The sequence below is a fragment of the Bacillus sp. FSL K6-3154 genome, from assembly GCF_040869395.1.
GTDB classification, from domain to species: domain Bacteria; phylum Bacillota; class Bacilli; order Bacillales; family Bacillaceae; genus Bacillus; species Bacillus safensis.
On record NZ_CP152033.1, the window covers coordinates 2,474,365 to 2,487,577 of the forward strand.

Consider the following 13,213-nt stretch of genomic DNA (forward strand, 5'->3'; position numbering starts at 1 on the left):
GATCATTTTAGCCCTTTTTCACCAATCTAAAGCGGCACTTGGCGTGCCGCTTTTTTATTTTCGTCCAGCTCTTATTTCATCTGTCATGCCTTCATATGGTGCTTCTGCGATAATGGTTTCGTCATTCACACCTGCATGATGGATATACGTAATGTCCGCAAATTCTGGGACAACATATTTCGGATAGGTTTCGTATTTTTCACGAGATTCTTTCATGAGATCGATGTAGTCATTTTGATAGCAGACGGTGATGTCTGGACGTTCATGCACCCATTTCGGGAAGAAGATGACGCCATGCATGCGTTTTTCTTCAGGCATAAAGTTCAGAGAGACGTCTGTCCCAGTTGGTTCTGTCCAAGAGACTTTGTATACGCCTTTTGTCAGCTTCACAATATTTACTTCTTGATCACGGACCCAGCGTCCTCCAACCATTCCGCTATGAATGCGGTAATCAATGGTGTGATCGTTTTTAATGTAAATCTCATATTCCCAGCCATTTTCATACGTATAAATCATATGAAGTCCAACGAATTGATCCATGTTTATTCCTTCTTTCATTAGAATGATGTTTTTTCAAACATGTTGTGATTTACATGTTTATTTTAAAGTCTATGATATACTATTGTCAAAGAATAAGCGTTGGAGGCCCATCATGAGAGTACTAAAATATGCCATTCTTGGCTTGCTGGATCAGCATGAGCTGACGGGATATGATATCACGAAACATTTTAAAGATTCCCTTGGACAGTTTTGGAGTGCGAAGCACAGTCAGATTTACCCTGAGCTGAAGCGTCTCACAGAGGAAGGGTTTATTGAATTTGATATTCACATACAAGGAAAAAAGCTGGAGAAGAAGGTCTATCAAATCACAGCGGCAGGAAAAGAAGAATTGCGTCAGTGGTTAAGAACAAAAGATCCGATTCCGGAAACAACAAAGGATGAATTCATGCTCAAAACCTTTTTCATCTCCTCCATGGACAAAAAAGAAGCGGCTGACCTGTTTGCCTATCAACTTTTAGAGCGCACCAAGAAAGTAGATGTGCTGGAACAAAAGCTGCACGCTTTGACAGAGGAAGACCCTTCTGCTGAATCACTGCATTCAGCGCAATTTGGGCATTACTTAGTGCTGACAAGGGCAATCGAAAGGGAAAAAGGCTATGTACGCTGGCTCCAAAAGACCCTTAAACGAATTGATTCATCTATGATCTAAGGACAATGGTCGGATGATTTGATAAAAAATGGTTTGAAACGAGTGAATTTATCAATAGAAACCGCTACAATGGATATATTCGTATTAAAGTGAGGCGAGTATGTTTGAGTAATCAAGAAGCGTTGTGGAATGAAGCAGAAGCTTTTATTTCTGTATGCTATGAAGAATTAAACAAGTCAAATGAAGAGAAAGCAGCACGTCTGCATGAAATAAAAAAAGAAATTGAGTCTGAAGGAATTTATACGCATACACTAGAGGAATTAGCTCACGGGGCGAAAATGGCATGGCGCAACAGTAACCGCTGCATTGGCCGTTTGTTTTGGTCGACCCTGCAAGTGCATGACTGCCGGCATGTAAAGACAGAGGATGAGGTGAAGGAGGCGCTCTTTCATCATATTGAGTATGCGACAAATGGCGGGAAAATCAAACCGTCCATTACGATCTTTCCCCCAGAGAAAAACAGACAGAAGGAAGTCGTCATTTATAATCATCAGCTCGTTCGTTATGCAGGCTATGAAACGGAATACGGCATCGTCGGCGACGAGGCATCTCTTGAATTAACAAAATTATGTGAAGCACATGGCTGGAAAGGGGAGGGCACACATTTTGATATTCTGCCTCTCATGTTTCAGCTAAAAGGTCAGCCGCCTGTTCTATATGAGCTTCCGAAAGAAATCGTCCAAGAGGTAGAGATCACCCATCCTGAATATGATGGATTCCGTGATTTGGGACTAAAATGGTATGCGGTCCCGATTATTGCTGATATGAAATTAGAAATTGGCGGTATTCATTACAATGCTGCACCGTTTAATGGCTGGTACATGGGCACAGAAATTGGCGCACGCAACCTAGCGGATGAAAACCGCTACAATATGCTGAAAAAAGTCGCTTCTCTTTTAGGACTGGACACAACCAAGAATGCGTCCCTTTGGAAGGATAAAGCCATTGTCGAATTGAACGTGGCGGTTCTCCATTCTTATCGCGAAGCAGGGGTAACCATTGTCGATCACCATACAGCAGCACATCAATTCAAGCAGTTTGAAAAGCAGGAAGAAAAGGCTGAACGCAAGCTGACTGGGGACTGGACATGGCTGATTCCGTCAGTATCACCAGCTGCTACCCACATATTCCACAAGCATTACGACAATACCATTGTGAAACCAAACTATTTTTATCAGGACAAGCCCTATCACAGGACAGAAAAAGCCTAGCGAGAGCTATATGTAATTCCATAAAAAGATGTCTTTTATCATAATACATGTGTCCTCTCATATGATGTTGAACATTTAAATTGATTAAAACAAAAGGGATAGATATCTATCCCTTTTTATTTATTTATGATGACCACAAAAGATCTCTTCCTTACTACAACAATGGGCGAAAGTTTGCGCTCTCGCATTCCACTTCTGGATGACTTTCTCACCCTGAGGCTGTTTATCCTTTTGCATTCCCTGCCAAGTTTGATCCCATGAGGACCATTCCTTGATATTAACAGTTGTTATAACATTCAACTCCAATTTTTATTTTTTGTTTGAATTGCTTGTACTCGGTTCATCCAATTGCTCAGAATATCTGAGCCGCAGACTTATAAATACTAAGACCAATGCAATGACCGTTAGGAAAACCCCAAGCAATCGGAATCCTGTAAAGGTGAACGCATCTCCCATAATGATACCTGTCAACAGTGAAGATAAAATTGTACCCAAGTATCTTGATGTATTAAATAGGCCAGATGCTACACCAGAAATTTCTTTTGGAGAGCTTTTAAACAAAGCTGCCTGCATACCAACAGCGTTTAGCCCGTTGCTAAAACCGAATGCGGCTAACGCCAGGCACACACTGATGACTGGTGAACTTTGCGTCCATGTCACGATCCACACTGCCCCTACTACCATCAGTAATGAGGATACAATCAATGCAGGTCTGGGTCCTGATTTACCGACCCATTTCCCTGCTATTGGCGAAGCTATAATCGAGCTCAAGCCCAAGGTTAACATAAGAATCCCTGTCTGGAATTCACTGACATGACGTACCATTTGCAGGTATGACGGAATCCCAAAAAAGAGTGAATAATAAAGGAAGTTAACTAGCAAGTATTGTATATTGACCCAAGTCATCCCTGGATATTTGGCGAAGGTGCGTAAAGGAATAAATGGCGACACTGTTTTTAGCTCATGTCGTACGAATATTCCCACCGCAACGAGCCCGATTAGCACAACAACGATATTCCACATAGAGAAATGCCCAGATGATTTCGCTGCCAGCAAGCCAACTAGAAGGGCAATCAGACCCACCGCAAAGAGCAGAATTCCTGGCACATCAATCACACCCAGTAATTTTCGAAACGACATGTCACGTGAAACCGTTGCTGCTGGCCCATCATTAGGAATCATTTTCCAAGCTAATATAAAGCTCGCCACTACAAACGGGGTATTGACGATGAAGATCGCTGGCCAGTCCCACCATTGAATAAGTACTCCTCCGGCAAAAGGTCCTATAGCTGCCGCACCGGTTAGGAAAATTGATAAACCTGCTAAAGCATCTGATTGCTTTTCTGTAATATGAATGCGTACTATAGCTGTTCCAACTGCAATCAGCATACTAGTTCCGATGGATTGTACGATTCTGAACACAATAAGCCATCCGAAATTTGGAGAAAATGGAGCCAGAATAGAAGAAACTAAGGATACAACAAGACCAGCCAGAAATATCTTCCTCCTGCCGAATAAATCACTAGCCTTCCCCATGACAGGTTGGGCGATAGCACTAGCGATATAAAATGAAAACACAATCCAGGAAACAGCAGTAAAATCAATGCTATACACATGTTGCAACCTAGCAATAGCAACAGAAATCATTGATGAATTTAAAGGGTTTAATAATATTCCTAGTCCAACGGATATCATTAACCATCTGCTACGAGAATTCATTTTTTCTCCCCCTTTAAATTTGTTATATTGATATCTTACTTGGAATTTTACATTCATTCCAACGCATTTAAAGTTATGATATCATTGACCAAAAGGAATGATTGGAGAGAAAATGAAATGGAACTCCTTCAACTACAATATTTTCTAGAGGTAGCTCGATTAGAGCATGTAACTGAAGCTGCACGAAGCCTCCACGTTACGCAATCGTCGCTAAGCAAAACGATTCAGCGTCTGGAAGAAGATTTAGGGGTGCCTTTATTTGATCGCACAGGCAGGAAACTGCGTTTAAATGAATTTGGCAACAAATTCATTCGTCGCGCGGAAAGGGCTTTGTTTGAGTTGGAACAGGGAAAACAGGAGATTAGCGATTTGTCTAGAGGAGAATCTGGCACACTAAAGCTTGCGGTAACCACAGCAAGCACTTTGCCTCAGATTATGCGAGAGTTTCGTAAAAAACGTCCTAATATCCAATTTCATGTGCAAATGCTGACCACACTGGAAATGGTCACGCTTTTACATCGAGGCGAAGTCGATTTTTGCTTGTCGTCCTCTCCTTTTCAAGGGGAAGACATCGAATGTCAAGTTGTCTTTGTTGATCCCATTCTTGTAGCAGTTCCTAATGGGCATCGACTGGCAGACCGAACTAGCGTATGTTTAACAGAACTTAAGGATGAATGCTTTGTCGGTATGAAAAGAGGATACGGCACTCGTGATTTAGTAGACTCTGTATGCAAATCGGCTGGAATTGACCTTAAATATGTGTATGAGGGCGATGAACCTACACGTTTGATCAGTCTTGTAGAAGCTGAAATTGGACTTGCCTTCATACCAAGCACAGCAAAAATATCATGGGGAAAGATTAAATATTTGCAAGTTGAGAATCATGAACTTGTACGTGATATCGCTTTATTATGGCATACAAGTCGATACATGACGCAAGCTTCATTGGAATTCCGTAAAGTAGTTCTAGACTATTTTGAGGCAATATCGAACCAGTCCAATTAATCTTATGCATGACTCGTACCGATTCGATGTTTTTACGAGGTCTAAGTCCCAACCAGCCTCAAACATATTTCTACAAGTAGATGGTGATGAACAGTTTACTTGACGGAATCAATGTCCCACGCCTCCGTACGTTCTAGCCTGGCTACTGATAGATTAAATCTAAATAAAAAAAGTTCAACCAGAAAGTTCTGGCTGAACTATATAATACGAAAGCTCCGTTTAACTATCATGAATAGGAATAATGTTTACATATAGCTAGGTTTTTTATGACCGTATTCGAAAATCCTGATAATGAGCAAGCTCGGTGAGCGGCTCCATTTGCATGTCGGTGACTTTTGAAAAAGGACTTCCTTTCCGGACAGTCTCTAAGAAATCAATCACTTTCTGCTGCTCACCCTCTACCTTTAACTCGACATGACCTTCATCTGTGTTGCGTACCCAGCCTTTCATTCCACGATTGACGGCTTCTCCCTGAACAAAATAACGAAAGCCGACTCCTTGCACACGTCCTTTTACAATGGCGTGATAATGAATCATGGTCATCTCTCCTTTTTTCACATCGTACCATAGCCTGCATCTGATCTTCACGCCTCGACTATGATTTGATTGTCAAACGATGTAAAATAAAGGTCAGTAGACACCAAAGGAGATGGCCATCGTGGGACATAAGAGATACGACATAGAAGGAATCCAAGTGGGACAACCTATCATTACATATGCGAATGGAAAAGAAATCAAAACAGCCATCAACAAAAGGCGCATTCATGAGCCTGTGTATTTAAGTCAGATCAATTTTGAAGGAGATGGTCAGGGGGATTTGGTTCATCATGGGGGTTATGATAAAGCCGTCTGCGTCTTTCCGTATGCTCATTATGCTCACTTTGAACAATTTTTAGGGGTACCATTACAGGAAGCTGCCTTTGGCGAGAATGTAACAGTACGCCAGCTAGTCGAAACGAATGTGCATATTGGCGATGTGTTTCAGCTTGGAGATGCATTTGTTGAGGTGAGCCAGCCAAGACAGCCTTGTGTGAAATTGTCTCTTAAGCATGGCAACATGAAGCTTGTAAAGGAAGTGCAAAAAACAGGGTATACAGGCTTTTATTTACGTGTATTGAAAGAAGGCATGGTGCCGCCTGATGCATCGCTAGTACTAGTAGAAAAAGCGTCCCATCACATTACGGTCCATGAGGTCAACGAAGTCAAATATCGTCAAACAAGTCCAGAGAGACTGAAAGCCGTTCTTGAAGTAGATGCTTTAGCAGATGTGGTGAGGAAGTCTTTAGAAAAACGAATTCAGCACATTTAAAAAAAGCCGTACATCATTAAGATGTACGGCTTTTCAGCGTTTATGAGCTGCGTTTCTTTTGCTCAAGAAGATTTGCAAGGAAATATGTTTTTAAGCTTTGAAGCTTTCTTCCTTCATGCTTGGTCACACCAAGCTTCTTTAATTCTTCGACATACCAGCCTTTGCTACCATAATGCATGATAGAAAACTCCTTTCAATTGAAACTGCCTGCATTGTAACATCTCAAAAAAGAAGGTGAAAAGCGTGCAGGTGTCAAGAAATGAAAACTGATTCTATCTGCCTATGATCCATGTATATGCTGGGAATATTGATTTATGAATTTGGCGGGTTGAGGGTAACGAGGATCATGCCGACCGTCATAATCATGATGATAACACCAAGATAGGTCATCATGGATTGTTTTTTCTTAATCCCTACAACCGTTAAGATAATACTTTCGATGAAAAAGATAACACCTATGATGATGAACCACATATCAATTAAGACCCCTTTCGCATATCTTTGCCTATTTTACCACAGGCTTTTTTGTTTAGTCGTGACAGATTCGTGAAACGGGCATGAAAAAATCCCCTCCAGTGAAGGAGGGGATACAGCGTGTAGATAAACCCTCGCATTCGTTGTCAGGTCTGCGCTCCGGTGCTCACGAATGTCAAATTCGCTCTGCTCCGCTGCTCGTCCTTCCTAGACTGCAAAGGTTTTCTATCACGCTGAAAAGAAGACAAAGGGCTAAAATCAACATCATTTTAGCCCTTTGTCAACAATCTGAATCCCCACCTGTGAAGGAGGGGATAGCTGGCTTACAGCTTTGTTAAAATAATCGGTTCGTCTTTAGTAATCACAATCGTATGTTCAATCTGTGCCACTAGACTTTTATCTGGTGTTTTAAATGTCCAGCCATCATCAGCCTGATAAATCGATTCAGCATTTGTTGAAATGAAAGGTTCAAAGGCAATGACTGTGCCATTTTTAAACAAAGCATTATCGAATGGATCATAGTAGTTCAAAATATGGTTGGGTGCTTCATGCAGATTCTTCCCAATGCCGTGTCCTGTCAGGTTTTTAATGACAGTAAATCCTTGTTCTTTCGCTGTATTGTAGACCGCGCGGCCAATTTGGTTTTGTCTTTTACCGGCTTTTGCATGCTTTAATCCTTCAAGGAACGCATCCTCCGCACACTTACATAATGCTTCAAGACGAGCATCACCTGTTCCTAAAACGAATGAAATACCTGTATCGGAATAATATCCGTCAAGCTCTGCTGAGATATCAATGTTCACGAGGTCGCCCTCTTGTAAAATGGTTTTTTCACTAGGGATACCGTGTGCAACTTCATCGTTTACGCTGATACAAGTGGTACCAGGAAAGTCATATTCCTTTTCAGGTGCTGAATTGGCACCGTGCTCTTCTAATATTTTTTTCCCAATCAAATCTAATTCTTTTGTAGACATGCCTGGTTTCGCTTGGCTTTTCATTTCTTCTCTTGCCAAAGCGACAATTCGGCCGACTTTTTTTAAGGCTTCTAACTCATGATCATGTTTGACAATCACTGTTCATTCCCGCTTTCTATATCTTCATTCTATTCAATAGCTTACCACATTTTACGCAAAAAGAGTAAAGAGCGGAATTCAAATGGATGTGGACAAATTGGTATAGATAACTAGACGTGCATATGATATATTTTTTATGAACATCATGAATGATTTTGGTCATGATGATGACAAAGGGGGGAAATCAGATGGTGTTTCAGTTTTTTCAAAAGCTAGGAAAATCATTTATGCTTCCAATCGCTGTACTTCCAGCAGCAGGGATTATTTTGGCCATTGGGCGGGAGGATGTATTCAATATCCCGTTTATTCATGCGGCAGGGAATGCAATTTTTGCGAACTTGGCTTTAATTTTTGCAATGGGTGTAGCGATTGGTATTTCAAAGGATGGGAACGGGGCAGCGGCATTATCAGGTGCGATCTCTTATTTTATTTTGTCAGCCGGTACAACGTCGATCAACTCAACCAACAATATGGGGGTATTGGGCGGTATTTTATGCGGGCTTTTGGCAGGTTATGTTTACAATAAATTTAAGGATACGAAACTGCCGGAATACTTAGGTTTCTTTAGCGGAAGGCGGCTTGTGCCTATTATGACGGCACTTTTCACCATTCTATTAGCAGCCGTTTTCGGATATGTATGGCCGCCGATTCAAAGTGTAATCAATGATTTAGGAGAATGGATTTTAAGCCTTGGTGCAACAGGTGCAGGGCTGTTTGGTTTCTTTAACCGATTGCTCATTCCATTAGGTCTTCACCATGTCTTGAATAACTTATTTTGGTTTCAATTCGGTGAATTCAGCGGGGCAACAGGGGATTTAGCGCGATTCTTTAAAGGAGATCCAAGTGCAGGTGTTTTTATGACTGGATTCTTCCCAGTGATGATGTTCGGTCTGCCAGCGGCATGTCTAGCCATGGTGGTAACTGCAAAACCTGAGAAACGAAAAGCAACAGCTGGTCTGATGATTGGGATGGCACTTACATCATTTATAACAGGGATCACTGAACCAATTGAATTTTCTTTTATGTTTTTATCACCCCTTTTATATGGTGTCCATGCTATTTTGACGGGGCTTTCGCTTTTTATTGTGAACACTCTTGGGATTCATAGCGGCTTTGCCTTTTCAGCAGGTGCGATTGATTACGTCTTAAGCTTCGGTATTGCGCAAAAACCGATCTTGCTTCTTGTAGTAGGAATTATTTATGGCGTCGTGTACTTTGTCGTTTTCTATTTCCTCATTAAACTATTAAAGCTGAAAACACCAGGCAGGGAAGATGATGACATGGAAGATATCGCAGCGGATGATGCGGTGACGGCAGGTGGGGCGAGTATGCTCGTAGAGGGACTTGGCGGCAAAGACAACATCACCACGATTGATCATTGTGCCACACGTCTTCGCTTAACAGTAGAGGATACAAATTTATTAAATGAAGGTACATTGAAAAAAGCAGGTGCCAAAGGGGTGCTGACTTCTGGAAAAACATCCGTACAAATTATTATTGGAACGAATGTAGAATTTGTCGCAGATGATCTCCGTAAGGAAGTCGATCGAGATTAAAAAAAACGTTCAGCCAGGTCAAATGGGCTGAACGTTTTTTTGTTTACGCTGTTCGATCACTAGCACAATACTGATCACAACGAGTAAGAACCATGAGCTAATTTTCCCTAGATGAACAATGGACCAAGCATGCTGCTGATTTGGATATTGCCATGCGCCTAAAAAGGTGGTGACATTTTCGGCAATCCAAATAAAAAAGCCAATCAGGAGAAATGAAACAACAAGCGGCATTCGAAAGGAAGATGGACCAACCTGAAACGAAACCGATGTTTTCCGAAACACAACAACAAGCAGACATGTCAGCCACCATCTGACATCATAGAGCCAGTGATGCGTAAAGAAATTGAGATAAATGCACAAACTGATGCCAATTGAAAGAAATGGATGAGGCCAGTCGGCTACTTTTACATGAAGTCGTGAAAATGCCTGATAAATATAACTAGCCACACTCGCATACATAAAGCCGCTATAAAGTGGAACCCCAAATATTTTTGTATAAGCTTCTTCTGGATAGGACCAAGAGCCCATATGTACTTTATACACTTCTAAACAGATTCCTATGAGATGAAATAGACAAATGACCTTTAGCTCCGCCAAAGTCTCCAGCCGCAGCGTCAGCATCAGGATCTGAGCCGCTAGGCAAAGCAGTAGAATGAAATCATACCGGTGAAGAAAAGGAATAGACACCGTCTTTGATAGGGCAAGCGCCGCAAAGATCATGACGGGGAATAGACATGAGATGGCCTGTAAATAAGCAAAATGAAATAGTGTTTTCATACAAAATTAAACCCCTTTTCACTGTCTGAAATGACTTAGACGGTTTTAGCAAGGGAAAAGTTTACCTCTATGAAGCAGAAAGAACAAGATAAGATGAATTCTGGTGGTGACCTGTTCAGTTTTGACTCAGCTCAAAGAACACCCTCTTAATAGAGGGTATTTTTATAAATTTTAATCAAAAATACCTCATAAACCCTTATTTTACGATAAATTAGAAGAATCCATTTTGGAAAAAGTTTGATCAAAATGGATTCTTCCCGAGCATATTTAAGTTTTGGTTTTATAAAAAAGTTTGATCATGTTCTACCTTTGATCTTAAATAATAGCGCCCTTTAATGGAATAACTAAAATATGGGCTTAGCCCTAAAATTACTAATAGCTTGTTGAACTATCGGTACTCGTTTGTTTAATAAGGAATTTAATTAAATTTATAGTAATCAACCATCATGGCGACTTTAAAAGTATAATCAATCTCATTTTTCTTTAAAAAACCCTAAATAATTCCAAACTGTGATGCTTTTGCTTTCTGTTTTATTCGGGAACAGTCTTTCTTCTTACGAAACGTCTTTCTACCAAATATACGACGAACATAGACAACAAGCCGACACCGATCGGTATGCCGAACGCTTCGTACGAAAATGGTGCTCCTTTAAGCTTAAGCTGGCTTGTGGCGCGGTACTCGAGCCGCTTGGCGGCGAATTTCGCCGTCAAGATATCTTCTTGCTTCGCCAAATCTTCAAACGCAGGTTCCATCGCGAACCGCTCTGGCGAATCACTGTGCAGGAAAAGCTGCTCAGCCTTTCCACCGTTCACGTTCCAGTTTCGGATATCATCTGCAGCGCGCGTCTTAACGTCCGGCCCCACAAAAATCACTTTGTCGAGTTTTGGAGCATCCTCTATTTGATATCGGGCGATCAGTTTCAGCCCGTGTCGAGTAACAACCGGCTCGCGTTTGTTGGATATCGTCAATGTTGTTGTCGTTCCGGAAGCCCCGTACGTGTCAAAAGCCGAGGATAACATCAGCTCGTCGGCACCGTCATACAGCAGGACCCCGTTCTTTTTCTTGCTCCATTGAAATGCATTGTTCAAAATATAGACGATATCGCTCAATCCGGCCGTGAAAGGCTCCATTTGCGGATGCTGAACAAAATCGTAGGAAGGATAATTCATTTCCTTCGCCACTTTCTCTGCTACAGGCTCTCCCATTTGCTGGGATATAACATACAGCGTGGCATCAATCCCGGAAGTCAGGCCGGCCGAGGAGACTATGTTACCGTCATGCACGTAACGCTGATCCCTTTTCCAAGTAATCTCGGTATATTTCTTTTCCAATCTGCCGATATCTCCCCAATGTGTTGCTGCAGATTTCCTGTTCAGCAGGCCGGTATCCGCCAAATTTTCCGCCCCATTGCAGATGGATAACAATATCGTTTCCTTGCCGGAGTGCTTCCTTATCCAATCGCGGACGGGCTTGTATTTCGCTTCATCCAAAATCGGCATGAAAGGGATCACGATTATATCCGGACTTTTGCCTGTCAATTTGTCCAACTCGTCGAAAGAGTAATGCGGTACGACATCAAGCCCGCCCGTCAACGATTTTATGTTTTTGTTGGGAGCTGCTGCAAACACATTGTACGAACCTGTCATGGAGAACATTTCGTATGGTACGAGAAAATCAAACACCTCGGTTACTTCATTCGCCAAAATAACGACCACTGTTGGCTTTTTCGAATCATACGCAGGAGTTTGGATGCTTTGTAGTGAATCAGGAACTGGCTTATCATAAACCGACATAGCCTCCTGCATCGTGCTCATGAAACCGATCGCTCCGGTACCTCCAACAACCAGAACGAAAACGCATACATACACGATGAAACGCCATACTTTATTCAATCGCTTTCTCTCCCTTAATTTTCTCTAGTTAATTGTGAGTGTTACTTACTTCGATAATAAAGAAAGAAGGAAATTGAATAAACCCGCCCGAGGCTTATATTTTCTCTGACTAAGGTCTTAGTAAAGGACCTTTTTCTCGAACAGCAGACGAAAGCTTCTTTTAAAATATTAACTGACCGCACTTTTCTGAATATGACTCGACCGTGCTATTCCCACAGCGCCGAAGAAGAATGGTCTGTACATGGTAGAACGCTTTTGCCGCTGAATCTCCTCCCTAATAAGAAAGTTGTTTCTTTTGAGATTAGGAAAAATTAGATATTCATGAACAATTTGTGAATATATATGTGAAAAAGATCACAAATTAGATATAGCATAGTATAATAAGATCATAAAGAAAATGTGAAATATTTCACATAATTTAAAAGGAGGCATCATCATGTTTACAAAATTCTTACAAACGAATGTATGGGCAGCCGTTATCCTTTTGGCAGCAAGACTTTATATCGGATGGACTTGGCTGACATCTGGTATTGGAAAACTAACAGGTGGATTTGATGCATCAGGCTATTTGCAATTTGCAATATCTGAACCTGTCGTCAAAGATGGTCATCTAGTGTATCCGTTCTATGTATGGTTTTTAGAAAATGTCGCTTTGCCAAATGCCGGACTATTCAGTGCCATGGTCATGTGGGGAGAAATCTTAGTAGGCCTAGGATTAATTGTTGGTTTGTTTACAACAACAGCAGCCTTTTTTGGAAGCGTGATGAATGTCTCTTTCTTACTAGCTGGAACTGTCTCTGTGAACCCGCTGCTTCTTCTGATCGCAGTCTTCATCATGGCAGCGAAAGGAAATGCCGGAAAACTTGGTCTTGATTATGTAGCAGGTCCAGTCCTCAAACGAAAATTGAAAAGAAAGCCGCAATTAGAAGTGGCATCATAATAAAAGAAAAGCATCCTGAGTAAACGCGGGACTGACCCCATAAGAT

At 41.5% G+C, this 13,213-nt stretch carries 14 protein-coding genes; 6 read left to right on the top strand and 8 right to left on the bottom strand.

Translation table 11 applies throughout. The features are described 5' to 3' along the window. Positions 1-54: 54 nt before the first annotated feature. Positions 55-540 carry a phenolic acid decarboxylase gene (locus tag MHH61_RS12665; RefSeq protein WP_008341777.1) on the bottom strand — a complete coding sequence of 162 codons (486 nt, stop codon included), beginning with the start codon at positions 538-540 and terminating at the stop codon, positions 55-57. A gap of 112 nt (positions 541-652) precedes the next feature. On the opposite strand from MHH61_RS12665, the gene MHH61_RS12670 reads away from it, so the two are divergent. Both MHH61_RS12670 and MHH61_RS12675 read left to right on the top strand, forming a co-directional pair. After that, positions 653-1,210 carry a PadR family transcriptional regulator gene (locus tag MHH61_RS12670; RefSeq protein WP_024426629.1) on the top strand — a complete coding sequence of 186 codons (558 nt, stop codon included), beginning with the start codon at positions 653-655 and terminating at the stop codon, positions 1,208-1,210. A 104-nt stretch (positions 1,211-1,314) separates the two neighbouring features. Further along, complete coding sequence (locus tag MHH61_RS12675; RefSeq protein ID WP_125587254.1) at positions 1,315-2,421, top strand: nitric oxide synthase oxygenase; 1,107 nt, start codon at positions 1,315-1,317, stop codon at positions 2,419-2,421. Positions 2,422-2,730: 309 nt separating this feature from the next. On the opposite strand, the gene MHH61_RS12680 is transcribed toward MHH61_RS12675, so the two are convergent. Then, positions 2,731-4,140, bottom strand: a complete 1,410-nt coding sequence (locus MHH61_RS12680; protein ID WP_368004451.1) for an MFS transporter — start codon at positions 4,138-4,140, stop codon at positions 2,731-2,733. 117 nt (positions 4,141-4,257) lie between these two features. Between MHH61_RS12680 and MHH61_RS12685 the strand changes: the two genes are divergently transcribed. Further along, positions 4,258-5,145 (top strand): LysR family transcriptional regulator, encoded by an 888-nt coding sequence (locus MHH61_RS12685; RefSeq protein ID WP_024426626.1) that lies wholly within the window; start codon positions 4,258-4,260, stop codon positions 5,143-5,145. Between the two features lie 264 nt (positions 5,146-5,409). Here the strand turns inward: MHH61_RS12685 and MHH61_RS12690 are convergent, their stop codons facing one another. Then, a complete protein-coding gene (locus tag MHH61_RS12690; protein WP_024426625.1) occupies positions 5,410-5,682 on the bottom strand; it encodes an acylphosphatase in 273 nt (90 codons plus the stop codon). A 121-nt stretch (positions 5,683-5,803) separates the two neighbouring features. Here MHH61_RS12690 and MHH61_RS12695 point away from each other — a divergent pair, with 121 nt between their 5' ends. After that, positions 5,804-6,454 (top strand): MOSC domain-containing protein, encoded by a 651-nt coding sequence (locus MHH61_RS12695; protein WP_125587256.1) that lies wholly within the window; start codon positions 5,804-5,806, stop codon positions 6,452-6,454. 40 nt (positions 6,455-6,494) lie between these two features. Here the strand turns inward: MHH61_RS12695 and MHH61_RS12700 are convergent, their stop codons facing one another. From MHH61_RS12700 to map, 3 genes are all read right to left on the bottom strand, one after another. Further along, positions 6,495-6,632 (bottom strand): YflJ family protein, encoded by a 138-nt coding sequence (locus MHH61_RS12700; RefSeq protein ID WP_064497716.1) that lies wholly within the window; start codon positions 6,630-6,632, stop codon positions 6,495-6,497. Between the two features lie 134 nt (positions 6,633-6,766). Beyond that, positions 6,767-6,928 (bottom strand): hypothetical protein, encoded by a 162-nt coding sequence (locus MHH61_RS12705; RefSeq protein ID WP_087976421.1) that lies wholly within the window; start codon positions 6,926-6,928, stop codon positions 6,767-6,769. Between the two features lie 323 nt (positions 6,929-7,251). Next, positions 7,252-8,001, bottom strand: coding sequence for a type I methionyl aminopeptidase (gene map, locus MHH61_RS12710; RefSeq protein WP_024424611.1), 750 nt, complete (start codon positions 7,999-8,001; stop codon positions 7,252-7,254). 188 nt (positions 8,002-8,189) lie between these two features. On the opposite strand from map, the gene nagE reads away from it, so the two are divergent. After that, on the top strand, positions 8,190-9,557 hold the full coding sequence (gene nagE / locus MHH61_RS12715; protein ID WP_034623129.1) for an N-acetylglucosamine-specific PTS transporter subunit IIBC: 1,368 nt from the start codon (positions 8,190-8,192) through the stop codon (positions 9,555-9,557). 18 nt (positions 9,558-9,575) lie between these two features. On the opposite strand, the gene MHH61_RS12720 is transcribed toward nagE, so the two are convergent. Together MHH61_RS12720 and MHH61_RS12725 are read right to left on the bottom strand one after the other, a co-directional pair. After that, positions 9,576-10,334: a DUF817 domain-containing protein gene (locus MHH61_RS12720; RefSeq protein WP_125587257.1), complete on the bottom strand. Its 759-nt coding sequence runs from the start codon at positions 10,332-10,334 to the stop codon at positions 9,576-9,578. A gap of 531 nt (positions 10,335-10,865) precedes the next feature. Then, the gene (locus MHH61_RS12725) at positions 10,866-12,227 is read right to left on the bottom strand and encodes a DJ-1/PfpI family protein (RefSeq protein WP_125587258.1); all 1,362 of its coding nucleotides are present in this window, start codon (positions 12,225-12,227) and stop codon (positions 10,866-10,868) included. A 436-nt stretch (positions 12,228-12,663) separates the two neighbouring features. On the opposite strand from MHH61_RS12725, the gene MHH61_RS12730 reads away from it, so the two are divergent. Continuing rightward, positions 12,664-13,167, top strand: a complete 504-nt coding sequence (locus MHH61_RS12730) for a DoxX family protein (protein WP_024426621.1) — start codon at positions 12,664-12,666, stop codon at positions 13,165-13,167. Positions 13,168-13,213 lie beyond the last annotated feature (46 nt).